The 25,775-nt window shown below is 61.9% G+C and carries 24 protein-coding genes and 1 pseudogene; 13 read left to right on the plus strand and 12 right to left on the minus strand.

The window, feature by feature from the left end; genetic code table 11:
• Window positions 1-43 precede the first annotated feature (43 nt).
• Window positions 44-301 carry a glutaredoxin 3 gene (grxC, locus tag AB4Z19_RS15975; protein ID WP_442027793.1) on the plus strand — a complete coding sequence of 86 codons (258 nt, stop codon included), beginning with the start codon at window positions 44-46 and terminating at the stop codon, window positions 299-301.
• On the opposite strand, the gene AB4Z19_RS15980 is transcribed toward grxC, so the two are convergent.
• Together AB4Z19_RS15980 and AB4Z19_RS15985 are read right to left on the minus strand one after the other, a co-directional pair.
• Window positions 287-2,221 (minus strand): methyl-accepting chemotaxis protein, encoded by a 1,935-nt coding sequence (locus tag AB4Z19_RS15980; protein WP_442035593.1) that lies wholly within the window; start codon window positions 2,219-2,221, stop codon window positions 287-289. The genes grxC and AB4Z19_RS15980 overlap by 15 nt on opposite strands.
• Before the next feature lie 137 nt (window positions 2,222-2,358).
• Window positions 2,359-3,948, minus strand: coding sequence for a phytoene desaturase family protein (locus AB4Z19_RS15985; protein ID WP_442035594.1), 1,590 nt, complete (start codon window positions 3,946-3,948; stop codon window positions 2,359-2,361).
• Between the two features lie 110 nt (window positions 3,949-4,058).
• On the opposite strand from AB4Z19_RS15985, the gene AB4Z19_RS15990 reads away from it, so the two are divergent.
• Complete coding sequence (locus AB4Z19_RS15990) at window positions 4,059-4,484, plus strand: Lrp/AsnC family transcriptional regulator (RefSeq protein ID WP_442025258.1); 426 nt, start codon at window positions 4,059-4,061, stop codon at window positions 4,482-4,484.
• Here AB4Z19_RS15990 and AB4Z19_RS15995 read toward each other — a convergent pair.
• The 3 genes from AB4Z19_RS15995 to AB4Z19_RS16005 form a co-directional block, all read right to left on the minus strand.
• Complete coding sequence (locus AB4Z19_RS15995; protein WP_442025257.1) at window positions 4,481-5,749, minus strand: glycerate kinase type-2 family protein; 1,269 nt, start codon at window positions 5,747-5,749, stop codon at window positions 4,481-4,483. The two genes, AB4Z19_RS15990 and AB4Z19_RS15995, sit on opposite strands and share 4 nt — an antisense overlap.
• Before the next feature lie 12 nt (window positions 5,750-5,761).
• Window positions 5,762-7,090, minus strand: a complete 1,329-nt coding sequence (locus tag AB4Z19_RS16000) for a dicarboxylate/amino acid:cation symporter (RefSeq protein ID WP_442035595.1) — start codon at window positions 7,088-7,090, stop codon at window positions 5,762-5,764.
• 66 nt (window positions 7,091-7,156) lie between these two features.
• Window positions 7,157-8,233, minus strand: a complete 1,077-nt coding sequence (locus tag AB4Z19_RS16005) for a tartrate dehydrogenase (protein WP_442025255.1) — start codon at window positions 8,231-8,233, stop codon at window positions 7,157-7,159.
• Window positions 8,234-8,334: 101 nt separating this feature from the next.
• Here AB4Z19_RS16005 and AB4Z19_RS16010 point away from each other — a divergent pair, with 101 nt between their 5' ends.
• Window positions 8,335-9,240, plus strand: coding sequence for a LysR family transcriptional regulator (locus AB4Z19_RS16010; RefSeq protein WP_442025254.1), 906 nt, complete (start codon window positions 8,335-8,337; stop codon window positions 9,238-9,240).
• A gap of 16 nt (window positions 9,241-9,256) precedes the next feature.
• Here AB4Z19_RS16010 and AB4Z19_RS16015 read toward each other — a convergent pair whose 3' ends face one another.
• A complete protein-coding gene (locus tag AB4Z19_RS16015; protein WP_442025253.1) occupies window positions 9,257-10,075 on the minus strand; it encodes an EAL domain-containing protein in 819 nt (272 codons plus the stop codon).
• Window positions 10,076-10,210: 135 nt separating this feature from the next.
• On the opposite strand from AB4Z19_RS16015, the gene AB4Z19_RS16020 reads away from it, so the two are divergent.
• From AB4Z19_RS16020 to AB4Z19_RS16030, 3 genes and pseudogenes are all read left to right on the plus strand, one after another.
• Entirely contained in the window at window positions 10,211-10,528 is a 318-nt protein-coding gene (locus AB4Z19_RS16020) for a DUF885 family protein (protein WP_442025252.1), read from the plus strand.
• Window positions 10,525-11,655, plus strand: coding sequence for a DUF4331 family protein (locus AB4Z19_RS16025; RefSeq protein ID WP_442025251.1), 1,131 nt, complete (start codon window positions 10,525-10,527; stop codon window positions 11,653-11,655). The genes AB4Z19_RS16020 and AB4Z19_RS16025 overlap by 4 nt, the downstream gene beginning before the upstream one ends.
• Before the next feature lie 19 nt (window positions 11,656-11,674).
• Window positions 11,675-12,424 (plus strand): annotated as a pseudogene (locus AB4Z19_RS16030) (DUF4198 domain-containing protein); the annotation flags it as partial.
• Between the two features lie 41 nt (window positions 12,425-12,465).
• Here the strand turns inward: AB4Z19_RS16030 and AB4Z19_RS16035 are convergent.
• Entirely contained in the window at window positions 12,466-13,671 is a 1,206-nt protein-coding gene (locus tag AB4Z19_RS16035; RefSeq protein WP_442035596.1) for an MFS transporter, read from the minus strand.
• A 96-nt stretch (window positions 13,672-13,767) separates the two neighbouring features.
• Between AB4Z19_RS16035 and AB4Z19_RS16040 the strand changes: the two genes are divergently transcribed.
• Window positions 13,768-14,664, plus strand: coding sequence for a LysR family transcriptional regulator (locus AB4Z19_RS16040; RefSeq protein ID WP_442026420.1), 897 nt, complete (start codon window positions 13,768-13,770; stop codon window positions 14,662-14,664).
• Between the two features lie 203 nt (window positions 14,665-14,867).
• Here AB4Z19_RS16040 and AB4Z19_RS16045 read toward each other — a convergent pair whose 3' ends face one another.
• A complete protein-coding gene (locus AB4Z19_RS16045) occupies window positions 14,868-15,053 on the minus strand; it encodes a hypothetical protein (protein ID WP_442026421.1) in 186 nt (61 codons plus the stop codon).
• 33 nt (window positions 15,054-15,086) lie between these two features.
• A complete protein-coding gene (locus AB4Z19_RS16050) occupies window positions 15,087-15,875 on the minus strand; it encodes an alpha/beta fold hydrolase (RefSeq protein WP_442026422.1) in 789 nt (262 codons plus the stop codon).
• A 107-nt stretch (window positions 15,876-15,982) separates the two neighbouring features.
• Between AB4Z19_RS16050 and AB4Z19_RS16055 the strand changes: the two genes are divergently transcribed.
• Window positions 15,983-16,693 (plus strand): substrate-binding periplasmic protein, encoded by a 711-nt coding sequence (locus AB4Z19_RS16055; protein ID WP_442026423.1) that lies wholly within the window; start codon window positions 15,983-15,985, stop codon window positions 16,691-16,693.
• Between the two features lie 127 nt (window positions 16,694-16,820).
• Window positions 16,821-17,168 (plus strand): hypothetical protein, encoded by a 348-nt coding sequence (locus AB4Z19_RS16060; protein WP_442026424.1) that lies wholly within the window; start codon window positions 16,821-16,823, stop codon window positions 17,166-17,168.
• Here the strand turns inward: AB4Z19_RS16060 and AB4Z19_RS16065 are convergent.
• Window positions 17,165-17,518 (minus strand): DUF4124 domain-containing protein, encoded by a 354-nt coding sequence (locus tag AB4Z19_RS16065; RefSeq protein ID WP_442026425.1) that lies wholly within the window; start codon window positions 17,516-17,518, stop codon window positions 17,165-17,167. The genes AB4Z19_RS16060 and AB4Z19_RS16065 overlap by 4 nt on opposite strands.
• A 62-nt stretch (window positions 17,519-17,580) precedes the next feature.
• Window positions 17,581-18,486, minus strand: coding sequence for a tRNA glutamyl-Q(34) synthetase GluQRS (gene gluQRS, locus AB4Z19_RS16070; RefSeq protein ID WP_442026426.1), 906 nt, complete (start codon window positions 18,484-18,486; stop codon window positions 17,581-17,583).
• A 69-nt stretch (window positions 18,487-18,555) separates the two neighbouring features.
• Between gluQRS and AB4Z19_RS16075 the strand changes: the two genes are divergently transcribed.
• On the plus strand, window positions 18,556-20,190 hold the full coding sequence (locus tag AB4Z19_RS16075) for a M28 family peptidase (protein ID WP_442026427.1): 1,635 nt from the start codon (window positions 18,556-18,558) through the stop codon (window positions 20,188-20,190).
• Window positions 20,191-20,248: 58 nt separating this feature from the next.
• Here AB4Z19_RS16075 and AB4Z19_RS16080 read toward each other — a convergent pair whose 3' ends face one another.
• Complete coding sequence (locus AB4Z19_RS16080) at window positions 20,249-21,004, minus strand: FCD domain-containing protein (RefSeq protein ID WP_442035597.1); 756 nt, start codon at window positions 21,002-21,004, stop codon at window positions 20,249-20,251.
• A gap of 182 nt (window positions 21,005-21,186) precedes the next feature.
• Between AB4Z19_RS16080 and AB4Z19_RS16085 the strand changes: the two genes are divergently transcribed.
• From AB4Z19_RS16085 to AB4Z19_RS16095, 3 genes are read left to right on the plus strand one after another with little or no spacing between them, the layout of a single operon-like run.
• On the plus strand, window positions 21,187-23,889 hold the full coding sequence (locus tag AB4Z19_RS16085; protein WP_442035598.1) for a TonB-dependent receptor: 2,703 nt from the start codon (window positions 21,187-21,189) through the stop codon (window positions 23,887-23,889).
• The gene (locus AB4Z19_RS16090) at window positions 23,889-25,013 is read left to right on the plus strand and encodes an acyltransferase family protein (RefSeq protein WP_442028954.1); all 1,125 of its coding nucleotides are present in this window, start codon (window positions 23,889-23,891) and stop codon (window positions 25,011-25,013) included. The genes AB4Z19_RS16085 and AB4Z19_RS16090 overlap by 1 nt, the downstream gene beginning before the upstream one ends.
• Complete coding sequence (locus tag AB4Z19_RS16095) at window positions 25,010-25,750, plus strand: GntR family transcriptional regulator (protein WP_442028953.1); 741 nt, start codon at window positions 25,010-25,012, stop codon at window positions 25,748-25,750. The genes AB4Z19_RS16090 and AB4Z19_RS16095 overlap by 4 nt, the downstream gene beginning before the upstream one ends.
• Window positions 25,751-25,775: the final 25 nt, after the last annotated feature.

Below are 25,775 nucleotides of genomic sequence, written 5' to 3' on the forward strand. Positions count from 1 at the left end.
ATCTGGCAGCTAAACTGGGTTTCATACAGAACCTGGAGGTTTTATGAAACCCATCACCATCTATAGCAGTACCAGCTGCGCCTATTGCGTGCGTGCGAAGCAGCTTTTGCACATGCGCGGCGCGGCGTTCAATGAGATCAACGTCGACGGCGACAACGAGACGCGCATGGCGCTGATGCAGCGCACCGGGCGCCGCACCGTGCCGCAGATCTTCATCGGTGAGCGCCACGTCGGCGGCTACGATGACTTGGCGGCGCTGGACCGGTCCGGCGGTTTGCAGGCTGCGTTAAGCGCCGAGTAGTTTCGTTTCGCGGCTGACCTGGAACACGCGTACTTCGCGTGCCAGTTCGGCCGCCTGATCCTGCATCGCGGACGCTGCTGCCGCCAATTGCTCCACTAGCGCGGAATTCTGCTGCGTCACGCCATCCATCTGTACGATGGCCTGGTTGATCTGGCCAATGCCCGCGCGCTGTTCCTCACTGGCAGAAGTGATCTCGCCCATGATATCGGCCACGCGATGCACGCTGGCGACCACGCCGTCCATGGTTTCTCCGGCTTTTTCAACCAGCTTGCTGCCGTTCTCCACTTCGCCCAGTGCGTTGCCGATCAAATCCTTGATTTCGTGCGCCGCTGCGGCGCTGCGCTGTGCGAGGTTGCGCACTTCGGACGCCACCACGGCAAAACCGCGGCCCTGTTCGCCGGCACGCGCCGCTTCTACCGCTGCGTTCAAAGCCAGGATATTGGTCTGGAAAGCGATGCCGTCGATGACGGTAATAATGTCGCCAATGCGGCGTGAGGCCTCGCTGATCGCGCCCATGGTCTGCACCACCTGTCCCACAACGGAGCCGGCATCGGATGCGACATTGGAAGCCTGCTGCGCGAGCTGATTCGCCTGGCGCGCATTGTCCGCATTCTGCTTGACGGTCGCGGTCAGTTCTTCCATCGAGGCGGCTGTTTCCTCAAGACTGGAGGCTTGCTGCTCGGTGCGGGCCGACAGATCCTGATTACCGCTCGCGATCTCCGCCGAGGACGTCGCAATCTGATCCGCGCCATGGCGCACCCGTCCCACCACGCCGGACAGCTTTTCGCTGATCGTGTTCATGGCCGACTGCAGGCGTGCGATTTCATCCTGGTTTCGCACATCGATCTGCACGGTCAGGTCGCCATCCGCGATGCGTCCCGCAGCATGGCGTGCCTGCGCCAGCGGACGCGCTACCAGTGCGCGTGTCAGCAGGAGCAGGGCGCCCGCGAAGACGAACAAGGCAATCACGCCCATCACGATATAGCGATTGCGCGCGCTGGCAGCGTCCTTCGTGATCTCGTGAATATACGTGCCGCCTGCGACCATCCACTTCCAGTCCGGAACATAGCGATAGACCACCAGCTTTTCGCGTGGGGCGTTCGAGCCGCTGGCCCAGTAGTAGCGGATCTCGCCGTTCTTTTGCGCCAGCATTTCGCGCACAAAGAGCTTGCCGTTGGTGTCCTTGGTATCGAGCAGTGAGGTGCCTTCCTTCTCAGGATGGATCAGCAGCACGCCCTGATCTTTGCCTTCCGCGGCATTCAGCACATAGACATAGCCTGTATCGCCGATGCGAATGGTTTTGATCTGGGCTTTCAAAGCCTCCAGATCTTTGCTGATGTCCACGCCGATAAACAGCACCCCGACGATCTTGCCCGAAGCATCCTTCACAGGATCGTACTTCGTGATGTAGGGTTTGCCGAACAAGGTGGCGATGCCCGTGTAAGAGCGCCCCTCACGCAGCAGCGCGTAGCTAGGATGGGCGTGATCGAGCTGGGTGCCGATGGCACGCTCGCCGTTTTCCTTTTTCAGCGATGTGGTCACACGCACGAAGTCTTCGCCATTGGCTGCGAAGACTGTGGCGACGGCGCCTGTTTGTGTGGTGAAGGTATCCGGGACCGTGAAGTCCATGTTCAGTGCTTTGCCGCCCACGCTCAGGGTGGGAACGCTCTTGCCTGCAACTTCGGTGGGATTGGCCGTGTCCAGGGTGAACGCGCCCGGCAGTGTTGTGGCGAACAGGTGAGCGAAACTGGCGGCCTCGTTGCTTGTCGCCGTGTTGAACATTTCTACTGTGTGAACCACGCCATTCAAGTCGGATGCCACCTGGTCGCGTGATCGCGACTCCAGCATTGAGGCGGTATTCCAGTTGATGATCGTGATAAGCAAGGCAAGCACCGCACCCACCAGGGCACAGGTGAACATGGCTATCTTCGCCCCTACGCTGCGGGTAGCCATAAACGAGGACATGGACATGAGCGTTAGCGATCCGAAAGAAATGATGCAATTATTGTGTGGCTTTTCCTATATTGCAAGAATCTCTGTCGTATTGTCGCACGCTTCTATCGGAAGTCGCGCAGGATTTCACGCGCCGCGTTATGGCCCGGTGCGCCGGTGACGCCGCCGCCGGGATGATTGCCTGCGCCGCAGGTGTAAAGGCCGGGAATAGGACCGCGATAATCCGCATAGCCCAGCATCGGGCGCGCGGAGAACAGCTGGTCGAGGCCGAGCGCGCCATGGAAGATGTCGCCGCCAATCAGACCGAAGGTGCGCTCAAGGTCGAGGGGGCTCATGATTTGCCGTCCCAGCACGGCGCGCTTGAAGTTCGGGGCGTATTCGTTGACTGTCTCGATCATCAGGTCTGCGACGGTATCGCGGTGATCGTCCCAGCTCGAACCGTCAGGCAGTTGTGGCGCTACGTGCTGGCAGAACAGGCTCGCCACGTGCTGCCCTTGCGGCGCCAGCGTTGGATCAAGCGTGGACGGAATCAGCACTTCAATGATCGGCTTGCGCGACCATCCTTCGGCCCGTGCGTCGTGATAAGCGCGCTCCATATAGCCCAGGCTTGGTGCGATGATGATGCCGCTGCCGTGGTGCTCGGCCATCTGCTTGCCAGGCAGGCAGCTGAAATCCGGCAGCTCGGACAGCGCCACGTTCATGCGGAAGGTGCCGGACCCGCAGCGCCAGCTTTGCATGCGGCGCAGGAAGTCCGCAGGCAGGACGGCCGAGTCCACCAGTTTGGTGTACAGCAGGCGCGGATTGAGATTGGAGATCACCACACGCGCTTCCAGCTTTTCGCCTGCGGCTGTGACAACGCCCGTTGCGCGGCCGCGCGTCAGCAGCACTTCCTGCACGGCGCAATCGGTGCGCACTTCCACGCCGCGCGACTGCGCCGACTGCGACATGGCCTGTGTGATCGCGCCCATGCCACCGATGGCGTGTCCCCATGCGCCTTTCTTGCCATTGACTTCGCCAAACACGTGATGCAGCAGCACATAGGCCGAGCCGGGTGTGTAGGGGCTGGCGTAATTGCCGACGATGCTGTCGAAGCCATACGCCGCCTTGATTGGCGCGCTCTCGAACCAGCTGTCCAGATAATCGCCGGCAGACTTGGTGAACAGGTCCAGCAGCTCGCGCTGCATGGACAGGGGCAGCTTGCGCATGCGGTTGCCGAGCGTACCGGCCTTGATCAATTCGGGCAGAGCGCTCATCCAGCTGCCCTGCACCATATTCGGCGGCGTTTGCAGGACGAGGTCGCGCAGCAGGTCCGCTGCCACATCGAGCTGGCCCGCGTACGCTTCCAGCCGCTCGGCATCGCGCTGCGAGAACCTGGCCACTTCTTCCTTTGTCTTACCGTTGCCGATCTTCAGATACTGGCTGTCGTTCAGCGGCAAAAAATTGGACAGCGGACGCTCCACGACCCGCAGCCCGTGCTTCGGCAGCTCCATGTCGCGGATCACCTTTGGATTGAGCAGGGACACCGTGTACGCCGCCACCGAATTGCGGAAGCCGGGATGGAATTCCTCGGTCACGGCTGCGCCGCCGACCACGCCGCGCCGCTCCAGCACCGTTACTTTCAGGCCCGCTTTGGCCAGGTAATGTGCGCACACCAAGCCGTTATGTCCACCGCCGATAATGATCGCGTCCCGCATTGAATTCTCCTTGTAGTGAGATTCATTGTGCGGCGGGTGTCGGCAAATTGCATTAATCAGAACGACGAACTGTAGAGTATGATTGGTCAAATTGACGAAAATGACGGCAAATGAACGAAATCGATCAGCAGTTGCTGAACCTCCTGCGTGAGAATGCGCGTGCATCGACCACGGAACTGGCGCGCCGGCTGGACTTGTCGCGCACCACGGTGCAGAGCCGAATCGAGCGTCTGGAGAAGAGCGGTGTGGTGATCGGCTACACGGTTCGCACCAGCGCCGACTATCGTGCGGGGCTGGTGCGAGCGCTGGTCATGATTACCGCTGCGCCCAAGTTGACGCCAACCATCGAGAGCGCGCTGCGCCGCCTGCCGCCCGTTCGCACGCTGCATTCGGTGAACGGCATCTATGATTTCATTGCAGGCGTGGAGGCAGAGTCGGTCGAGGAGCTGGATGCGGTGATCGACCGTATCGGTGCACTCGATGGCGTCGAGCGCACCACGACGTCGATTATGATGACGACGCGGATCGACCGCTAATCGGCAATCAGGATTGCGCGGAAGTCGTTGACGTTGGTGAGCGTCGGGCCGGTGATGACGGAGTCGCTCAGGTGCTCGAAGAAGCTGTGTGCATCGTTGTTGGCCAGACTGTCTTTTGGTGGCAGTCCCGCAGCCCAGGCGCGGCTGAGCGTGTCCGGCCCGATAAAGGCACCGGCAATTTCGTCCTGGCCGTCGACGCCATCGGTGTCGCAGGCGATGGCGTGGACACCGGGCAGGCCGTCCAGCGCGATGGCAAGCGACAGCAGGAATTCGACATTGCGGCCACCGCGACCCTTGCCGCGCACGGTCACCGTCGTTTCGCCGCCGGACAGCAGAATGCAGGGTTTGCTGAATGGCTGTCCATGCTGCGCAACATAGCGCACCATGCCGGACATGACTTTGCCGACGTCGCGCGCCTCGCCTTCAATCGCATCGCCGAGAATATGGACAGGCCATCCTGCGTGGCGTGCAACCGAAGCGGCGGCTTCCAGCGCCATGCGCGGCGTGGCGATCATATGCGTTTCGGCGCGTGCCAGGCGTGGATCGCCGGGCTTGATGGATTCGCATTCGCCGCTGCGCAGCTGGCGTTCAATGCTGGCGGGCAGGGCGATGTTGTAGCGCGTGGCGATGGACAGCGCGTCGGCGCAGGTGGTCGGATCGGCGACCGTTGGGCCGGAGGCGATGTCCATGGGATCATCGCCCGGCACGTCCGAAATCAGCAGCGTGTGGACGCGGGCCGGATGACAGGCCGCAGCAAGCCGCCCGCCTTTGATTGCCGAGGCATGGCGGCGGATGCAGTTCATTTCCGATATCGATGCACCACTGGCCAGCAGGGCCTTGTTCAGGGCCTGCTTGTCCTCCAGCGTCACGCCATTCGGCGGCATCGTCAGAAGAGAAGAACCGCCGCCTGAGATCAGGCAGATCACCAGATCATCTTCCGTCAGTCCCGATACGATGTTCATGATGCGCGCCGCTGCTGCGCTGCCCGCCGCGTCGGGCACCGGGTGGGCAGCCTCCAGCACTTCGATGCGTTCGCAAGGTACAGCGTAGCCGTAGCGCGTGACGATGAGGCCTTGCAGCGGGCCTTTCCAGTTGTCCTCCAGCGCGCGGGCCATGGTGGCAGCTGCCTTGCCCGCACCGATGACGATGGTACGTCCCTTTGGCGCAGCGGGCAGATGACGCGGAAGGCAAACGGCCGGCTGCGCAGCGCTGACGGCGGCGTCGAACATGGTGCGCAGCAGGGCGCGTGCATCGGTGTTTTGCATGAAGTGCTCCGGTCAGGCGGCAGCAGCGACAGCAGGAGGCGGGACCAGCTCGGGGGCAGGTTCTTCAACCTGCACCGGCTGTGCCGACCCATCCAGAATCGCGTTTGCGCGCTGCATATCAATCGCGCCAACCCATTTGGCAATGGCCATTGTACCAACCGCGTTGCCGATGGTATTGGTGATGGCGCGTGCTTCGGACATGAAGCGGTCCACGCCGAGCAGCAGCACCATGCCCTCAACCGGGATCTTGCCGAGCGAGGCCAGCGTCGCAGCCAGCGTAATGAAGCCGGAACCGGTGACGCCAGCCGAGCCTTTGGAAGTCAGCATCAGCACACCCAGCACCACCACCTGGTCCATCAGCGTCAGCGGCGTATTGGTGGCCTGGGCGATGAAGATGGCTGCCATGGTGTAGTAGATGCACTGTCCGTCCGGATTGAAGGTCAGGCCGGAAGGGACGACCAGGCCAACCACGGACTTGGAGCAGCCCACGCGTTCCAGCTTGCTCATCATCTGCGGCACAACCGATTCGGACGAGCTGGTGCCCAGCACAGTGAAAATCTCTTCGCGCAGGTACTTCAGGAACTTCCACAGGCTGAAGCCGGAATAGCGCGCGATGCTGCCCAGCACAATGAACACGAACAGGAAGCAGGTCAGGTACATGGTCGACATCAGCTTGGCCAGCGAAACGATGGAGCCGAAGCCGTATTTGCCGACGGTGAAAGCCATGGCGCCAAAGGCGGCCAATGGCGCAACGCGCATCACCATGCGCACGATGGAGAACATCGCGGTCGAGAAGGACTCGAATACATTGATCACGATCTCCGCCTTCTTGCCCATGCGTGCCAGCGCGACGCCAAGCATGACGGCGAATACCAGGATTTGCAGGATATCGTTCTTGGCCAGCGCCTCTACAATGCTGGACGGGATCAGCTGCAGGATGAAGCCGGCGAACGTGTCGTGCTTGACCTGGGAGGTGTAAGTGCCAATGGCCTTGGTATCCAGCGTGTGCGGATCGACGTTCATGCCAACGCCGGGGCCAACCAGATTCACCACCAGCAGGCCAATGCCCAGCGCGAAGGTGGACAGCACTTCGAAGTAGATCAGGGCGCGCAGACCGACGCGTCCCAGTTCTTTCATGTTTTCCAGCTTGGCGATGCCGACAACGATGGTCGCGAAGATCACCGGGGCAAACACCATCTTGATCAGTTTGACGAAACCGTCTCCAAACGGTTTCAGGTCAACGGCGAATGTTGGATACAACGCACCAAGCGCAATGCCCGCCGCGACGGCGAGTAGCACCTGGACATAAAGCATGCCGAGTAGTTTCTTCAGCTTGCGCATGATGTGTCTCCTTGAATGATGTAGTGCGATGGCCGGTCTTGGCGCCGGCTTCAGGGCAGGTTTTAATCAGGCTGCGACGGGAATGGCGCGGGCCAGGTAATCGCACACGGCTGCCGTGACATCAGCCGTGGTGGCCTTGCCGCCCAGGTCTGGCGTATGCACGCCACTGGCCGTGACGTATTCGATGGCTTCCATCAGGCGCTGGGCTGCGGAGAATTCGCCCAGGTGTTCCAGCATCATGGCGGCGGTCCAGAACGTGGCGATCGGATTGGCGATGCCTTTGCCGGTGATGTCGAAAGCGGAACCGTGGATCGGCTCGAACATCGATGGGAAGTCGCGTTCAGGATTCAGATTTGCGGTGGGACCGATGCCCAGACTGCCCGACAGCGCTGCTGCCAGATCGGACAGAATGTCGGCATGCAGATTGGTGGCGACGATCACGTCCAGTGCTTTGGGCTTCAGCACCATGGTGGTGGTGACGGCGTCAACCAGTTCGCGGTTGGTCTTCACGTCCGGGTAATCCTTGGCCACTTCGTAGAAGATCTCGTCCCACATCACCATGCCGAAGCGCTGGGCGTTGGACTTGGTGACCAGGGTCAGATGCTTGGCCGGACGCTTGCGCGCCAGTTCGAAGGCGAAGCGGTGGATGCGCTCGACACCGGCGCGGGTGAACACTGCCGTTTCGGTGGCGGTTTCGATCGGCAGACCTTTGTGGGTGCGGCCGCCGTTGCCCGCGTATTCGCCCTCGGAGTTTTCACGCACGATGACCCAGTCGATGTCCTCGCCGTTTTTCAGCGGGCTTTTCACACCGGGCAGCACACGGGCTGGGCGCACGTTGGCGTATTGGTCGAAGCCTTGCGCGATGGGCAGGCGCAGGCCCCACAGCGATACGTGGTCCGGCACTTCCTGGCTGCCGACCGCGCCGAAGAAGATGGCGTCGAAGGTTTTCAGCTTTTCCAGGCCGCCTTCAGGGATGTAGTGGCCGTGCTCCAGGTAGTAATCCGAGCTCCATGGGAAGTGTTCGACGTTCAGGCGGAAGCCGCCGTCGTGCTGTGCCAGGGCGTTCAGCACTTCCAGCCCGGCGGCGATCACTTCGGTGCCGATGCCGTCGGCGGGAATGGCGGCGATTTTGTGGGTACGCATCTTGAGTCTCCTTGGGTGGTGTTCAATGATGCGCAGTGTATTCCGCGTACAATTTGCTGAAATCACGTGAAATTCAATCTGCTTTTTACCTGGAGTTAAAGATGATCCACTCGCCTGAGCTGAGCTTTTTCCGGGAAATCGTCAAGCAGGGCAGCCTTTCCGCTGCTGCGAGGGAGCTGGGCGTGACGCCTGCTTCGATCAGTAAACGGCTGACCAAGCTGGAGGCCGAACTGGGCGTACCGCTGGTGTTGCGTACCACGCGCCGTATGACACTGACCGACGAGGGGGAGCTGTTGCACGCGAATGCGATCCGGCTGCTGAGTGAGCTGGAGGATATGGAGCGGCAGATTTCGCAGAATCGCGCTGCGCCAAAGGGGCTGCTACGGGTGAATGCGCCGTTGGGCTTTGGGCGCACTTATGTGACGCCGCTGGTGTCGCGCTTCGTGCGCAAGTATCCGGACGTGGAAGTGCAGCTGCAGCTGAGCGACCATCCACTCAGCCTGGTGGACGAAAACTTCGACGTCGGTATCCGCTTCGGCGAACTGCCCGACGCACGCGTGGTAGCGCGCAAGATCGCCAGCAATCGGCGTCTGGTGTGCGCGGCGCCGTCCTATCTGAAAAAGCATGGCGTGCCGAATGTGCCGCACGACCTGGTGCAGCACAACTGCATCGTCTTGCGCCAGAACGACGCGGCCTATGGTTCGTGGCGCTTCACGCGCGGGAAGCTGTCCGAAACGGTCAAGGTACGCGGAACGCTGAGCAGCAATGACGGTGAAGTCTGCATGAACTGGGTGCTCGATGGCCACGGCCTGATGCTGCGCGCCGAGTGGGACATTGCCAAATACGTCAAAACCGGCCGCCTGCGCATTCTGCTGGAAGACTACGCCACACCCGACGCCGACATCTACGCCGTCTCCGCCGAACGCCAGGCCCGCTCTCCCCGCGTCCGCGCCTTCACCGAATTCCTCGCACAGAGCTTCAGCGAATCGTCTGGCGGGGCGTGGTAGGTCCGCAGAGGCAGTATCAGGCTGCGCGTTGGGACTGCGCGATGTTACGTGAAGGCCGGGGCAGGCCGGGGCGGCCGGTGTGCTCCTGGACCAGCACGCAGGCGCCAGTGCGGCCGGCGGCGTGGAGGAGGGCGCCGGTAGCATCGGCTTGTTTGACCAGGATGTTGACGTTCAGCGCTGCCGCTTTGGCGAGGGATTGCGTCAGGTCGGCCGGCGAGACGCCGCGCAAGGTGTTGATCCTGACTGCGTCGGTGCTGGCGTGGCCCAGGATGGACGGCAGCTGCGATGGCGTACCAACCTTCACGGCAATGCGGAAGCCGTTGCGGCGGTAATTGTCCGCAACGTAGTTGAGCATCCAGTTCTGCCGCGCATTCACGGCCGGCAGTTGCAGCACGACCTGTTCGACCGGCAAGCCCAAGGCGTCAAGAATACGGCGGAACGCCATGCCATGGTTGCTGCTCACGGCACTCAGCAAGCGATCGTGCACATTCAGGTAAAGCGTGTGCTGCCCCGCATCCGGACGACGGAAGAAGTTGATCGCGTGGAGCATGCGGCACAACCGGTCCAGTTCCACGGACTCATTGTCGCTTGCCGCGCCATCGAGGAACTTCCACAGCGGCAGATCCACATCTTCCGCCGCGACGCCACGCACACGTCCTGCATAGCCGACCACTTCGCCAGTCGCCAGCTCGCGCACGGGATGAAACACGCTGCCCAGGCGGCAATTGAAGATGCGCCCATGGACTTCGCCGTCATCATCGACACTCAGGCTGCTGGATGGAGAAGCGCCCGATGCCAGGCGATCCAGGTATTCGTGCAGCGCGGGATAGCTCATTGTTGGACTCCTGAAGATTCTGGAGTCCCCAGTCTACGTTGCCACTGAGGGGAAAGTGAACGAAGGTTTCGGCATAACCTTATATAACCTCCGAGGTAATGGATTGTATGCGCAACGCTTTCTAGAATCGAAGTCATGAAAACACTACGCATACTCATTCTCGCGATGCTGACCTGGGCGCTGTACGGAACGGCGGCATCTATCGCACGCGCGCAGGTCAACGGCGCGCCTGACCCGGCAAAGCAGCACACCGCGGCACAGCTGGAAGTTCGACGCCTGCAAGGCGAGCTGCTAAGCGCGGCCCGCGTTGTACTGGATACTGGCCTCCGCTCCTTCAACTGGACGAGCGAGGAAGCGCACGACTATCTGACCCAATCGATCGGCTTGTCCGAAGACCGGGCGCAGAGCGAACTACGCAATGCGCAGCAGCGGCTGCATGGGAGCCGGCCTTGAAGCGGGTCTTTGCAGGAGCGCTGCTGGCGCTGACGGCGTTGGCGCAGGCATCGGATCATCTTGATTCGCCCAAGGTTATCGCCGATCCGCGCATGGACATTGGCGATATCTATGCGTGGATGTCGCCGGATGCGCGGCAGCTCAATCTGGTGATGGCGATCGTCGGCCATAGTTTTTCGAAGGATGCCGATTACGTCTTCCACATCGACAGCGCCAAGCACGTTGGCGCGACGACGGCGACGGTGGATATCGCCTGCCGCCTCAATGGAACCATGCAATGCAAAGGCATCCACAAGATGCAGTTGTTCGCAGGCCTGCGCGACGACCCCTTCTTCAATAATGTGAAAGGCTCGCGCGATGCATTCAATTACGCGGCTGCAGCGATCAAAGGCGGTGTGCAGCGTGACGACGCTGGCTGTCCGCTGTTCAGCGCCAAACAGACAACCGAATTTCTGAAGCGCTGGCGCAGCACCGATGGCGGGCCGGGCACCAACTTCCTGAAGGACTGGACGCCTGCGACAATTGTGCTCTCGGTTGATGTGGCCAGTGTGGCGAAGGGCGGACCGTTGTTGGCGGTGTGGGCGGAAACCTCGATCAAAGGCACACGTATCGACCGCATGGGGCGTCCGCTGACCGGTAATGCACTGCTGGCGCCACTGGAGGCGGACGAGGTCAGCGACCAGATGAAGATCGCTTACAACGAGGCTACGCCCTCTACTTCGGCCCAGTTTGTGCCGGAAATTGAGAAATCGCTGGCGCTGTACGATGGCTATGACGGCAAGTGCGGCAATCAGCTGATGATCGACGCCAAGGCGCCTCCCGAGCATCGCTACCGGCGCATGGCGGAGCTGCTGGCGGATGACCGTCTTTGGGTGAACAGCACTTCCGGCAGTTGCACGCAACTGTTTGGTGTGGAAATGGCTGCTGCTGGCGATGTCCGCTACCGTGACGATTGCGGCGGCCGGGCGCTGGATTACGACGCGGTGAACGTCTATCGCTCGCTGCTCGCTGCAGGCCGGAATACGGGCATCGACGATGGCGTTCATCGCGATGAAGTGCAGCATTCCAACACGGTGTTCCCCTTTGTCGCGCCGCCCGCGACACCGGAAGGTTATCGTGGCAAGTAAGTACGCGGCTGCGCTGTGCATGGCGCTGCTGCCCGCCGCGGCGCCAGCGCATGATTTCTGGATTCAGCCGGCAAGCTATCACTTGCGCGCAGGCGAGGCTGTTTCGCTGTCACTTGAAGTAGGGCATGGCGAGGACCGTCAACGTTCCCCTATCCCTGCGCGGCGGATCATTCGCTTCACCGCGGTCGCGCCGGATGGCGACACGCAGCCGGTGCAGGCCGGCCTGCGCCTGGCTGCGGCAGGCACGCACGTGCTGCTGCTGCAAACGGACGACAAGGCACAGAGCTTCGTTCCTGTGGCTCGCTTCAATGCATACCTGTACACCGAAGGTTTGCAGGACGTGATCACGCATCGCGAGCGCAACAAGCTGAATGGCGAGGACGGCGCGGAGCGCTACAGCCGCGTGGCCAAGGCGCTGATCAGCGTGGGCGATGCAAGGCGCGGCGCAGCAAGCACGGACGCCGCCACGTCCGGCCCAACGGAGGCGGCACTGAGCGGCGGCGCGGTCGTTGCGGAGACCGGCGGAACGGACGGTGGGGCGGCGACGCGCGTTTATGGGCTGCCGCTGGAAATCGTACCGGAACGCGATCCGGCCGGAGCGACGGCGGTGGTGCCAGTGCGCGTGCTGTATCGAGGTATGCCGCTGGAAGGCGGGCTGGTGAAGCTGACTTACCTCGCGCACGATGCGGAGCCGGTCGCTGAGCAGCGGACCGACCAGAATGGACGCGTCGCATTTGCGGTGCCCCCCTGTGGTGCATGGCTGCTGAGCGTGGTCTGGTCAGAGCCAGCGCCACCCGGCGATGGCACCGATTACGACACCATTTTCTCCAGTCTGAGTTTCGCGCGCGGCGTGAATTGCCAGACCAGCGCGAGCACGGTCGCCATGCCAATGGACGACAGCACCAGCCAGGGCAACGCAGGCATGCCGATGGCGCGCGCGCGGTCCATCAGATAGCCGGTAGTGGTGTAGCCGAACAAACCGCCCAGCGCCAAACCGAAGCGGCTCAAACCGATATAGCTGGCGCGTGCCCTGGCTTGTGCATAGCGGGCCACCAGGGCCTCGCGGGCGGGATCGGCAAACAGGCCGCCAAGATAGAACACAGCCACTCCCGCGAACACGCCCAAGGTGCCGCGCGCGAGCGACAGCGTGCCGATGCTGATTGCCATCACACCGACACCCGTCATCAGGCGCGACTCCAGTCCGAAGTGGCGTTCCGCCAGGCGTGCCATGGGATACAGCAGCGTTACCGCCATCACGGCCTCCATGCCGTACATCCAGGCCACCGACTTCGCCGAGCCGGAAAGCTGCATCAGCAGCACGGGCACGGCCAGCATCAATTGCGTCTGCAAGACATAGTAGCCGCTCAGGGTGAGTACGAGAATGAGGAAGGGCTTATCGCGCAAAGGCATGCGCATCGCGGCCAGCGCACCGGTACCGGGCGTGGACGTGCGGTAGGACGGCAGCAGCAGGGCATTGGCCAGCGCTGCCAGCAGGAACAGGAAGCAGCCGGCCATCGCCGTCCAGCGGAAATCGAAATCGAGCAGGAAGGTGCCAAGCAGGGCGCCCAGCACGGCGGCGGCAGTTTCCTGCATCAGCATGCGCGAATAGAAACGGGGACGCTCCGCCGGCCGCACCAGCTTCACCACCAGCGCGCCGCGCGCCGGGTCGAACAGGCTGCCGCCCAGGCCGGACAGAATGAGGGACACCATCAGCTGGAGCGGCGTGGCGGCAAAACCCATCAGCGCGAAGCCGGACGCGCGCAGCAGCATGCCCAGTACGATCAGCGGTTTGCCGCCAAATCGGTCGGTCAGCGAACCGCCGAACAGCGCCAGGCCTTGCTGCGACACCTGGCGTACGCCCAGCGCCAGACCCACCGACGCGGCAGCCCATCCCAGTTGATCGACAAAGTGCAGGCCGATGATCGGAAAGACAACATTGAATCCGGCCACCACCAGCGCGCTGTCCAGCATGATGAAACGCTTGCCCAGCTTTCTCGCCCTGTTCGACCCGACCACGATGCGGCTCCCGATATATGCACTAGCTTTGATGTTAGTTTCTTTAGAGCCATAATAGAAGCCGTCAACTACTGATATTTCATATTGGAGTTTGTTATGGCTCTGAATCTCGATGATTTGCAGCTGCTGCTTGATATCGTGGACCGCGGAAGCTTCAGTCAGGCCGCAGCCCAGCGCCGCTGGTCGCAGCCGCAGGTGAGCCAGCGGGTCGGCGCACTGGAGGAGCAGCTTGGCGTGCAGTTGTTCAAGCGTCATCGCCGTGGTGCGACGCCGACGCCGGCCTGCATGACTTTTCTGCCTGCCGCGCGCCAGGCTTTGTCCGCCATCGAAGAGGGCCAGCGCGCGGTGCAGGGCGCACCGGCCCTGCCGCAGATCACGCTGGCTTGTGTGCCTTCGCTGGCGCCGCTGTTCTTTGGTCCGATTCTGCTGGCGCTGGCCGACGCACCGATGGAAATCCGCTGCACCTCCGATCACTCGCCCGTCATCATGGACATGCTGCTCACGGACCGCGCGCAACTGGGCTTTGTGCTGAAGTGTCCGGCCATCGCGGGCATTCAGATGGAGCGCGTGAGCCTGTCGTCCATTGTGGGCGTGGTAAAGCGCGGCCATCCGCTGGCCCGGCGCGCGCTGCTTACATTGGCGGACGTGGCGAACGCCCGCCTGGCGCCGCAGTTCTGGGGCGATGAATGCCGCGAGCTGATCGCCATGATCCGCACCTGGCGTTCGGTGCCCGATCCGATTCACGCCATCACGCCATCCAGTGCCGCAATCGAGCTGGCGCTGGAGCATGGCTTCCTGACCTTTATGCCCGAGATGGCGGCGGCCAGGCAGCTGCGCGAGGGCAGCCTGGTGAAGCTGAATATCACCGATCTGCCGCGCTGGGAGTGGGAAGCGATGGTGGCCTGGCGCAGCGGCAAACGTCCAGACGCCAGCAAACAGACCGTATTGAAAGCGGTACGGGAAATGGCGGTGCACTGGGCCATGCCGCGCTAGAAGAGCCCGTCAATGAAAAAACTTCTACTCAGCCCGGCTGCGGCAGGTTGGGGCGGAGCACATCTTGTACAGATCGGATGCAGCGGCGGGAGATAATTTACGTCCCCGCGAAAGCTGGGCCGCATTCAGGAAGCCGCCGTTGACGGCAAATGAAGTGCAGCGGGTGGCGGCCAATGTGCCGCCATATTGGAAGTGAGCGGAGCTTAGTGCGGCAGCTCGCGCGGATTGCGGCGCTGGTCGGGGTAGGCCAGCACGCGCAGGATCACATTGCGCGGCACTTGCATGGTCTGCATATAGATCCATGCGTTCGCTGCGCCGCGCATGGCGTGCAGCTCGATGCCCTTATCGACCTGGATGGCTAACTGCTGGTTGTATCGCGTGTCGCTCATGTCCTGCCCCGATGTGATTTTGTAATGGCCTGATTATCCGGCAATCTGGTCCGCGGTACAAGCACTCAGGAAGCCAATAATGGCCTCGTTGACCGCTTCCGCATCGGTGATCGGCGCCATATGGCCGCCTGCCGTTTCAAGGAAGGAGCCATTTGGCAGTGCAGCAGCCAGTTGCTCGGCAACGCGGCGGGTCGACGATGGACCTTTGCGGCCCGCCATCACCAGCGCTGGCACGTCGAGCTCGGAGGCATCGGCCAGCGTGGCCGGCTCGCCCAGCAGGGCGACGAAGTCCAGTTTTACCTTGGCGATCTGCGACATGAAGCGCTGGCGCTGGTTATCCGGCAGCGCATCAAATACGCCTGGACGATTCCAGTAATCGATGAAGATGCGGGTAGCGTCGGCTTCCGCGTCCGCAGCGGCGATGGAAGCTGCGAAGGCTTCGATCTCCCTGCGTGCCGCGTCGTCGCGCTGCAGCAGATGGAAGGCAACTGGCTCGAACAGCGTCAGCGACAGCACGCGCCCGCGCAGCTGGCGCGCCAGGCGCAGCGCAGTGGCGCCGCCGTAGGAATGGCCAACCAGATGGAATGGCTCGCCCGCGTCCAGATGGGAAGCCAGGGCCGCAGCCACTGCATCGGCTTCATGCGCCAGCGTATAGCCTGCCTCGGCAGCTTCCGTGGGGAAAGCAGATTTTCCATACCACAACATGTCAATCGCGATGAAGCGATACTGCTCCGCATGGGCTGCCATCAGGGCGGACCACTGGTTGCGGGAACTGAGGGAACTGTGCAGCAGGACAACAGCAGGCAGAGCAGGGTGTGTCATATTCGGATAAAAGCCACGGCAAACCTGCGATTATACCGTCCTGCTGCGATGCACCATCAAATGGCTGAGGTAATATGGACGAAGCACTATAAGACGGGTGATTCGCCATGAAGAAACCGCTGATATTTTCCACCGTGCTGCTGGCCTCCGCCGTGCAAGCTCAGATCACGGTTGCCTACAACGAAAGGCCACCTTACCTCGTCGCCACGCGGGACGGCAGTCCCTCGGGTTTGACGGGCACGCCCGCGGCCCAGGCCTTCCGCGCGGCGGGTATCGATGTGCGCTGGGTGAGAATGCCGACCAATCGGCAGATCGCCATGGTGCGCGAAAATAGTGCGCAGTATTGTGCGGTGGGCTGGTTCCGCAATGATGAGCGCGCGCAGTTCGCCAAGTTCACCCGCCCCATCTACCGCGACCACCGCTGGGTAGCCATGACCGGCCTGTTCTTCGACGCTAGCGAGGGCCAGCCGCTGGAAGAACTGATGGGCCGCGGTGGATTGCGCCTCATGGTGAAGGACAAATATTCCTACGGCCCCCGCATCGACGCCATGCTGAGCCGCTTCCATCCCGTCACCGCCGTGTCCACCGGCAGCACCGTGCAAATGCTGCAGTCGCTCAGTGCCAACACGGTGGACCTGATGTTCGTTTCGGAAGAGGAGGCAGCCTACCTGATGAGCCTGGGCGGTCCGCACGCCGGCAAGCTGCGTGTGCTGAACCTGGCTGGCATGCCGAAAGGGGAAGAGCGCCACATCATGTGCAGCCTGAACGTACCGGATGAGCTCATTGCCAAGCTCAACAGGGAGATTGTCTTTCGATAGATGCTGTCGAAAATCCTTACAGTCTGGAAAGCTGATATTTGATTTAGCCTATTACTGACGGCGAAGCGATCCGTGGCGCGGAATTTGCTTTAACTCTCGGTATCCACCCGGGAGGTCCTAAGTGATCATGGAACGGTCCGCTTTACCTGCGTTGCTGCTGACGCTGCTGCTCGGCTTGCTCATGCAAGCCATGCTGGTGGACTTGCGCATTGCGAGTGGCCAGGGCGAGTGGGTTTACCGCGCTCTATATGTCATTGCGCTGGCGGTAAACCTTGCTGCGGTGCGGCGTGCCAATCCGCCAACTTTCCGCAGCGCCTGCGTGGTGCTGGCGCCCATGGTGCTGGCGGTCGCCGCGACATGGCTCAGCATTACCGGCGACGATGCTCACGCGGCAATCATGCTCATGGTCTTGCCCATTGTGCATACGCTGGTCGCGGGCTTTCTCTTCACGATGCCGCACGAGTTGCCGCATTAGCGGGCACTGGCGACCTGTTCGCGCAAGTCGAGTGCTAAACGCGCGGCGCGTAGCGTAGCGATATCAATCTTGGGTGGCGTGCGTGTGGGCGGCTTGCTGGCCCAGCGTTCCCGTCCTGCTTCCGTTGGCGGCAGCGTGAAATGTTCCTTGACGATGATGTGTTCCGTCGTAACGGGGGCGGGCGTTGCTGTCAGCGACATGGCCTGCAAAGCGTTGCAGGGTTTGTCGGTCAACACGGTGGTGCCGTTATTGTCCTTGCAGTGAAAGACCTCGTCCTGTGCGAGCGCTCCGTGCGCGGATAGCACCATTGCAGCCGCGCAAAGCGCACCGCCGATGGCTGTGCGTTGCATGGTTCACCTCCTTGGTGTAGGTGAAACCGATTCTGCGCGCTAGTTCGCCGGTGCTCTGTTCGTCACTTCACGTGCGCTTGTAGGCGCACATCCCATGCGGGAATGGCCTGGCGCCAGAATTCTTCGATACTGCCGGCTTTTAATTGCAGGCCAAGAAATCCTGCTGCCGGCAGGAGCGCTGTTGCCAGCAGGGACTCGACCGAAGCGCCATTGTCGAAGGCCTGTGCGCCGGTTTGCTTGGACAGTTTCTCGCCATCTTCATTGACCACGACAGGCACGTGCAGATAGCGCGGCTGCGGCAGATGAAGCAGCTGCTGCAGATAGATCTGGCGCGGCGTGGAGTCCAGCAAGTCGGCGCCGCGCACGATGTCGGTGATACCTTGTGCTGCGTCGTCCACGACAACGGCGAGCTGATAGGCCCAGAAGCCGTCAGCGCGGCGGATCACGAAGTCGCCTACTTCGGCGGTAATGTCCTGATTCACATGGCCGCACCAGCGGTCGTCGAAACCGATGACGCAATGCGGTTCCTGCGGCGTGCGCAGACGCAGCGCGCGCGGTGCGCGTCCGGGTGCGAGGCCGAGACGGCAGGTGCCGGGATAGACCAGGGCCGCGTTGCCGCTCTGGCCCAGGCGCAGTTGCGAATCGGCGATCTCCTTACGTGAGCAGCCGCAGGGATAGACCTTATCGGCCAGCTGCGCCAACGCGGCTTCGTACAAATGCTGGCGCTTGGTTTGCCACGTCACCTCCCCATCCCACTGCATGCCGCAGCGCTGCAGCGACGCGAGAATATGCTGATCGGCGCCAGCCACATTGCGGTCGCGATCCAGATCCTCAACCCGCACCAGCCATTGGCCGTTGTGCACCTTGGCGTCGAGGTAGCTGGCCATGGCAGCGACGAGGGAACCCTGATGTAATGGACCGGTAGGAGAGGGCGCGAAGCGGCCGATGTAAGGCTTGGGAGACGTCATGCGCGCAGTATACAATGCTCGCGCGGCGCTGCAGCCGCTCCTATCACCTCAATGGATTATCAAAACAGCATGCAGAAAATTATCCCGACTCTGATTGCCTCCGTCTTTGCCACGAGCATGGCGATGGCAGCCGCACCGAAGGCCGCGCCGCAAGCCGCGTCGCTGCCGCAAGTGCAGGAAGCGCCACTGCGCGGCCATCTCGCTTTCCTCGCCAGCGATCTGCTGGAAGGCCGTGGTACCGGCCAGCGCGGCGGCGACCTGACCGTTGCTTATCTCGAAAACCAGGCGCTGGCCGTGGGCCTGAAGCCCGCCAACGGCAGCAGCTATCGCCAGTTGGTGAAGATCGCCGGCGTGAAGACCGATCCTGCTGCGAGCACGCTGCGTCTGGAAGTGAACGGCGCCGCGCTGCCGATCAGCTTTGGCAAGGACTGGGTGTTTGCACCGGGCGATGCGCAAGCCGCGCACAGCTTCAATGACGACCTGGTGTTCGTCGGCTATGGCATCACTGCATCGGAAGAAGGCTGGAACGATTTCAAGGGCGTGGATGTGAAGAACAAGATCATCGTCGCGATGGTCAACGATCCGCAACCGACCGCAGAACAGCCGAACCGCTTCGGCGGCAAGGCGCTGACCTACTACGGCCGCTGGACTTACAAGTTCGAGGAGGCCAAGCGCCAGGGTGCGAAAGGTGTGCTGCTGATTCATACCACCGAGTCCGCATCGTATGGCTACAGTGTGGTGCAGAACAGCTGGGCGGGCGTGGAACGCTTCCAGCTGGCGCAAGGCACACCGGGCACCGAGCTGCAGGGCTGGATCACCAATGACACGGCGCAGGCCCTGTTCAAAGCGGCGGGCCAGGATCTGGACGCGCTGCGCAAAGCCGCCGAGAGCAAGGACTTCAAGCCAGTCGCGCTGAACGCGAAGCTGACCGGCGATATGAAGGCCGCTGTGCGTACCGTTGAACAGTACAACGTGGCAGGCGTGGTGCCCGGTACTGATCCGAAGCTGAAGTCCGAAGTCGTGATTTACAGCGCGCACTGGGACCACCTGGGCAAGCAGGGCGATGGCGCTGACAATATCTTCAACGGCGCCGTGGACAATGCGTCCGGCAGCGCCGCGCTGCTGGCGATGGCGCAAGCTGCCGTGAAGTCGCCTGCCAAGCGCTCGCAAATGTTCCTTTGGGTGGCAGCGGAAGAACAGGGCCTGCTGGGCAGCTCGGCGTATGCCGAAGCGCCGCTGTGGCCCGTGGATAAAACGGCTGCCAATCTGAACCTGGATAGCTTGAACTGGATTGGTGTGACCAGGGACATCGGCACGCAAGGCAGCGAGCGCACCGAGCTGGGTAAGATGGCCGAAGCGACCGCGAAGTCGATGCACATGGTGATTGCAGAGAACGAGCCTGATCTGGCTGGCGGCTACTTCCGCAGCGACCACTTCGCCTTCGCCAAAGCTGGCGTGCCGGCGTTCTCGATCGAGATGGGCCGCGATTATCTGGGCGATAAGGAAGCTGCCAAGGCCAAGCGCAAGGCGTACGAGAAGAGCTATCACCAGGTGACCGATGAATACGATCCGAAGTGGGATCTGGCGGGGATGACCCAGCAAGCCCAGTTCACCCTGAACCTGGGCCGCATGGTGGCCGATGCGCCGAAAATGCCGGAGTGGAAGGCGGGCGACGCGTTCGGCAAGGCGCGCGCGAAACCTTAAAGCAAACCCTGGTGGCAGGCACATCGTGCCTGCCACCAGCATCTGCCTTGGGTTCTGATCAGACCATCAAACGGCGCGACGCCCGGTTGCGCCGTTCTTCATTCTTCAGCGTCTCCACCATCGTCTGCTGCACGAACTCGATGTGATGATGCGCAGCGCGGGCCGCGGTATCGTTGCGGCGCTCGCGCACCGCATCCCAGATCGCGCGGTGCTGTACCTTCAGTTGCTGCCACAATTCCGGCCGCGCATACAGATATTCCAGATTGCTTTGCACATGTCCTTGCACCACCTTGTGCAGGCTTGAGCTCAGGTGCCCGATCAGCACATTGTGCGACGCTTCCGCAATCGCCTGATGGAAGGCGACGTCGGTCGTAATGCAGGCCTCCAGATCATCCGCTTCAAACGCCGCTTCCAGCGCGTCGTAGCAAACGCGGATGCGTTCAATATCTTCGTCCGTTGCACGCTCCGCTGCCAATTGGGCCGCCTGGCCTTCCAGCATATGGCGGAACTCCAGCATATCGCCGTGAATATTCGGATGGCCCTTCAGCATCTGCTGCCACGGGTCGACAAACGGCGCTTCCATGAAATCGGTGACGAAGGTGCCGCCGCCGTGGCGGGTCACCAGCAAGCCTTTGGCCACTAGCGCCTGCAGCGCGCCGCGCAGGGAAGGGCGCGACACGCCCATGGCCACGGCCAGTTCGCGTTCGGCCGGTAAGCGGTCGCCGGGCTTCAGCGAGCCTTCAAGAATGCGGGTCTCCAGTTCGGTTGCGACGACATCGGAAAGACGGGCCGTCGAAGGCATGCGAGCAGTCATGTTTTGCTTGATTTGTAGTGGTATGACCAATAAATCGTAACCAACAATCCAGATGCGGTCAAGGAAAGAAACTAAAACAATTGACCCATGTAACAAAGTGTTTTATATTGTTTTGCCAATATTGATGTGGTATTACCAGTTGTCCATAAAAGAAAATAATCATCAAAGAGGAGAACCATCGGATGAAAGTGCATCCAATCGCCGCGGCGGTTTCGCTCGCCCTGCTTAGCATCAGTCACACGGCTTACGCCGCCGATCCACAACCAGCCCAGGACAGCGCCGCGCAGGCGAACGACCCGAATATGCAGGTGGTGGACGTCACCGGTATTCGAGCATCGAAGCAGAAATCGCTGGACCGCAAGAAGAACGCCAGCATCAACCTGGAAGCCGTGTCGGCGGAAGACATCGGCAAAATGCCGGACAAGAACATCGCCGACGCCGTGCAGCGCCTGCCGGGCGTGAACGTGGGCGCGACGTCTGCCGGCCAGTTCGATGAAGCCGAGCGAGTGTCCCTGCGCGGCTCCTCGCCCAACCTGACCCTGACCCTGGTGAACGGCCACTCCGTCAGTAGTGGCGACTGGCACGTGGCCGATCAGACCAGTAGCGGCCGCAGCGTGGGCTTTGCCCTGCTGCCTTCGGAACTGGTAAGCCAGGTGCTGGTGTACAAGACCGCGCAAGCGGACATCGTCGACGGCGGCCTGGCCGGCACGGTGGACATCATCACCCGCAAGCCGCTGGACTTCAAACAGCCCCTGACGCTGGAAGCATCGATCGGCGGTGTGTATGCCGACCTGCCGGGCAAGACCTCGCCGCAATTCTCCGCTTTGGCCAACTGGAAGAATGCCGACAACACGCTGGGCGTGATGGTGCAAGCCTTCTCCGAAGAGCGTCAGCTGCGCCGCGATTCGCAGGAACACCTGTGGTGGACCGCGATCTCGCCGACCAGCGCCGCCGCCAAGGCCCATCCCGAACTGGCCAATGCGCGCTACTCCGGCCTGATCGGCTCTGCGCTATTCGAAGGTGAGCGCAAACGCCAGGGCGGCATGCTGGCGCTGGAAGCGAAGCCGAACCGCGACCTGACCGTCGGCTTCACCGGCATGTATTCCAAGCTGGATGCGCAAAACTACAACCGCAACCACATGCAGTATTCGCGTGCCATGCTGGGCACCGGCGACGGCGTGCAGAATTTCCAGTACACCCTGAACCCGGCTGGCAATGTCATCACTGGATTGAATATTCCGAATCCGGGTCCAGGCTACGCGGCGGAAACCACCGAGAGCTATGTGCGTAACGGCGCCAAGTCGGATTCCACCTTCCTCGACCTGAACGCCAAGTACCGCGTCAACGAGCGTCTGGAGATCAAGGCGCAGCTGGGCTACACCAAGGGCGAAGGCAAGACGCCGAAGCAGTCCTCGGTGGAAGTGATGACCTATAACAGCGGGCTCGCTTACACCCTGCATGGCATCGACAGCGCGGCGGACGTGAGCTACTCCAGCCTCGATCCATCCAAGCTGGATGCGAACACGAAGCTGAGCGGCGCGGGCGGCACGAATATCACCTCCAGCGACGACGAGCGCAATGGCCAGCTGGATGCGATCCTGTCCACCGACTGGGGTCCGGTCAACAAGCTGAAGTTCGGCGTGCGCGCTTCCAACCATGGCCGCGAACTGGCGCAGGTATCGCCGGGCCTGAATGCTGGCGTGACTTCTCTGCCGGCCTGGAACGGCGACACCTATCCGGGTGATTTCGGCCAGGGCCTGGGCGGCAACTTCCCTACCAATGTCTGGTACATCGATCCGAAGACGCTGGAACAGTGGAAGGATTCGAACGTCGATGCGGACCCGATCCGCCGCGAACTGCTGCGCTCCGAGTTCAATCTGAAGGAGAAGATCAACGCCGCTTACGTGATGGCTGAAGCGGAGCAGGGTGCCTGGTCCGGCAACGTTGGCGTGCGCGCCGTGCAGACCAAGGACGACGTGCTGCTGTATGTGCCGGTGGCGGCAACCCAGTGCGCGCCGCTGGCGCCATGCTCCGTGCCGGGCGCGATCAATACTTCGATCTACGGCACCTACTACCAGCAGCAGGTCAGCAACAAGCACTTCAACCTGCTGCCCAGCCTGAACGTGCGCTATGAATTCAACCACGATCTGATTGGCCGTGTGGGCCTGAACCGCACCATTTCGCGTCCGAACTACGCGGATATCGCGGGTGGTATCTCCTCGGTGGACAACCTGACCCACAAAGCCACTGGCGGCAATCCGAACCTGAAGCCGATCAAGGGCGACAACTTCGACGCATCGCTGGGCTGGTACTTCGCACCGCGCGCGCTGCTGTCGGCTGGTGTGTTTGCATCGAACATCCACGACTACGTGAAGTTCGGCGAGAGCGACATCCAGTTGTACAACACCTCGACCGGCGCGCTGGAAACCTACCGTCTGACTTCGCCGGGCGCCATCTCGGCCAAGCTGCGCGGCGTGGAACTGGCGTGGGAACAGCCGATTGGCGCAGGCTTCGGCTTCAACGCCAACTACACGTACGCGGATTCGAAGGATGCGGAAGGTGCGCGCATGCTGGGCCAGTCCAAGCATACGTATAACATCGGCGCGTACTACGAGAACGACAAGTGGAGCGCACGTCTGGCTTACAATGGCCGCTCGGATTACATCATCGCCATCGACCGCGTTGGTCCGACCATCCACGCCGACGATTTCGCGACGCTGGCTGGTTCGATCCAGTACAAGATCAACGAGCACCTGTCGCTGTCCTTTGATGGCCTGAACCTGAACGACCCGATCAGCAAGAATTATGTGCGCAGCAAGGATGAACCGCATTCGTTCCGCCGCAACGGTCGTCAATACTTCCTCAACCTTCGCGTGAAATATTAATGCCAAACCAGTCGCCGGGAATACCCAAGAATCGGCTGGCGTCGCTTGACGCCTTCCGTGGATTCACCATCGCCAGCATGCTGCTGGTGAATAATCCCGGTGACTGGAGTCATTTGTACTCCCAGCTGGAACACGCCAAGTGGAACGGCTGGACTTTCACCGACTGGATTTTCCCCTTCTTCCTGTTCATCGGTGGCATATCGATGACCTTCTCGCTCGGCCGCCAGGCCGAAGCGGGCGCCGACAAGGGCGCCTTGCTGCGCAAGCTGTTCAAGCGCGCAGCCCTGATTTTCCTGATCGGCTTCCTGCTGAATTTCATTCCGAAGTTCGATCTGACTTCCGTGCGCATTCCCGGTGTGCTGCAGCGCATTGCGCTGTGCACCGCACTGGCCGCACCGCTGGTCGTGTATTTCAACTGGCGGCAGCAGCTGGCATGGATTGCCGGACTGCTTGGTTTCTACAGCATCGTGATGCTGCTGATTCCCGTGCCAGGACTGGACGGCGTGCTCGCCGCCGGTGCGCTGGAGCCGGGGCGCGATGTCGGCGCCTACATCGATCGCCTGCTTTTGACCGGCCATATGTGGGTGCAGTCCAAGACCTGGGACCCGGAAGGCCTGTTCACCACCATCCCCGCCTTGTGCAGCCAGCTGTTTGGCGTGCTGACGGGCCGCTGGCTGCTGGCGCGCCGCGCGCCGACCGAAACGACGGTCTGGATGCTGATGGCCGGCCTGGCCGCACTATTTATCAGCGTCGTGCTCGACGCCGTGCTGATGCCGATCAATAAGAGTCTGTGGACCACGTCCTACTGCTTCATGATGACCGGCTGGGCGCTACTCATGTTCTCGGTCTTCTACTGGCTGCTCGACGGACCGCCTGCGCTGCCGCCACGCTACGTCAGGTTCTTCACCATCTATGGCATGAACGCCCTGTTCCTCTTTGCGCTTTCCGGCCTGGTGGCGAAGATGATCGGCTTCTTCAAGCTGGGCGCTACGCTGTACGCACCGATCAAGGCGCTGCCACTGGCGCCGGAGATGACTTCGCTGCTGTATGCGATTGCGTTCAATGCCGTGATGTTTGTGGTGGCCTGGTTCATGTATCGCCGTCGCTGGTTCATCAAGGTATGAATTACATCGCGCCGTCCCTGCTGCAATGCCATCCGGATGAGGATGACACGTCGCCGCTGTACGTGCGGCTGGCGCGCAGGCTGGGGGACATGGTGCGCAATGGCCACTATCCGCCGGACGTGGCGCTGCCGCCGGAGCGCGTGCTGTCCGAGTGGTTGAACGTCTCGCGCGTGACGGCGCGCAAGGCGCTGGACCAGCTGGTGGAGCAGGGACTGGTGGTGCGCCGCCGCGGCTCGGGTACTTACATCGCGCCGCAAGTCGAAACTCTGGAGCCGCAATTCTCCGAAGCTGTCGGCCAAAGCGGGTCCGAGGCCAGCACGGTGTGGCTGAAGCGCGCACTCACCGGCGCCAATGCGGGCGAGCAGTTTGCCCTGGGCCTGGGTGAGGACGCGCAGGTGGCGCGCGTGGAACGTCTGCTGGTGGCGGACGGCGTAGTGATGGCTTATGAAGTGGGCGCCGTGCGCGCCGCTTTGCTGGCGGCGCCGGAGTTGCTGCAGGATTCGCTGGAAGAGCACCTGGCGCGGGTTGGCCATCCGCCGGTGCGCACGGTGCAGCATATCCGCTCCATGAATTCCGATACGCTGGTGGCCGGGCTGCTTGGCCTGAGCGCGGGCGACGCCGTGCTATTCATCAGGCGTATCGCCTATGACCCCAGCGGCCAGCCCATAGAGCTGGCCCACTCCTACTGCCGCAGCGACCGATACGACTTCGTGGTGGAGATGCGCCGCACCCAATAAAACCCGATCCGCAGGACGTAGGGCG

Source organism: Pseudoduganella sp. RAF19 (assembly GCF_052114165.1).
Classification (GTDB): domain Bacteria; phylum Pseudomonadota; class Gammaproteobacteria; order Burkholderiales; family Burkholderiaceae_D; genus Rugamonas.

Coding starts and splice junctions, on each gene's coding strand:
- AB4Z19_RS16050 (WP_442026422.1), bottom strand. CDS start 15,875: ATGACACACCCTGCTCTGCCTGCTGTTGTCCTGCTGCACAGTTCCCTC.
- AB4Z19_RS16080 (WP_442035597.1), bottom strand. CDS start 21,004: ATGACTGCTCGCATGCCTTCGACGGCCCGTCTTTCCGATGTCGTCGCA.
- AB4Z19_RS16020 (WP_442025252.1), top strand. CDS start 10,211: ATGAAAACACTACGCATACTCATTCTCGCGATGCTGACCTGGGCGCTG.
- AB4Z19_RS16040 (WP_442026420.1), top strand. CDS start 13,768: ATGGCTCTGAATCTCGATGATTTGCAGCTGCTGCTTGATATCGTGGAC.
- AB4Z19_RS16095 (WP_442028953.1), top strand. CDS start 25,010: ATGAATTACATCGCGCCGTCCCTGCTGCAATGCCATCCGGATGAGGAT.
- AB4Z19_RS15980 (WP_442035593.1), bottom strand. CDS start 2,221: ATGTTCACCTGTGCCCTGGTGGGTGCGGTGCTTGCCTTGCTTATCACG.
- AB4Z19_RS16060 (WP_442026424.1), top strand. CDS start 16,821: ATGGAACGGTCCGCTTTACCTGCGTTGCTGCTGACGCTGCTGCTCGGC.
- AB4Z19_RS16015 (WP_442025253.1), bottom strand. CDS start 10,075: ATGAGCTATCCCGCGCTGCACGAATACCTGGATCGCCTGGCATCGGGC.
- AB4Z19_RS15985 (WP_442035594.1), bottom strand. CDS start 3,948: ATGCGGGACGCGATCATTATCGGCGGTGGACATAACGGCTTGGTGTGC.
- AB4Z19_RS15995 (WP_442025257.1), bottom strand. CDS start 5,749: ATGCAAAACACCGATGCACGCGCCCTGCTGCGCACCATGTTCGACGCC.
- AB4Z19_RS16000 (WP_442035595.1), bottom strand. CDS start 7,090: ATGCGCAAGCTGAAGAAACTACTCGGCATGCTTTATGTCCAGGTGCTA.
- AB4Z19_RS16090 (WP_442028954.1), top strand. CDS start 23,889: ATGCCAAACCAGTCGCCGGGAATACCCAAGAATCGGCTGGCGTCGCTT.
- AB4Z19_RS16045 (WP_442026421.1), bottom strand. CDS start 15,053: ATGAGCGACACGCGATACAACCAGCAGTTAGCCATCCAGGTCGATAAG.
- AB4Z19_RS16085 (WP_442035598.1), top strand. CDS start 21,187: ATGAAAGTGCATCCAATCGCCGCGGCGGTTTCGCTCGCCCTGCTTAGC.
- AB4Z19_RS15990 (WP_442025258.1), top strand. CDS start 4,059: ATGAACGAAATCGATCAGCAGTTGCTGAACCTCCTGCGTGAGAATGCG.
- grxC (WP_442027793.1), top strand. CDS start 44: ATGAAACCCATCACCATCTATAGCAGTACCAGCTGCGCCTATTGCGTG.
- AB4Z19_RS16065 (WP_442026425.1), bottom strand. CDS start 17,518: ATGCAACGCACAGCCATCGGCGGTGCGCTTTGCGCGGCTGCAATGGTG.
- AB4Z19_RS16075 (WP_442026427.1), top strand. CDS start 18,556: ATGCAGAAAATTATCCCGACTCTGATTGCCTCCGTCTTTGCCACGAGC.
- AB4Z19_RS16055 (WP_442026423.1), top strand. CDS start 15,983: ATGAAGAAACCGCTGATATTTTCCACCGTGCTGCTGGCCTCCGCCGTG.
- AB4Z19_RS16005 (WP_442025255.1), bottom strand. CDS start 8,233: ATGCGTACCCACAAAATCGCCGCCATTCCCGCCGACGGCATCGGCACC.
- gluQRS (WP_442026426.1), bottom strand. CDS start 18,486: ATGACGTCTCCCAAGCCTTACATCGGCCGCTTCGCGCCCTCTCCTACC.
- AB4Z19_RS16010 (WP_442025254.1), top strand. CDS start 8,335: ATGATCCACTCGCCTGAGCTGAGCTTTTTCCGGGAAATCGTCAAGCAG.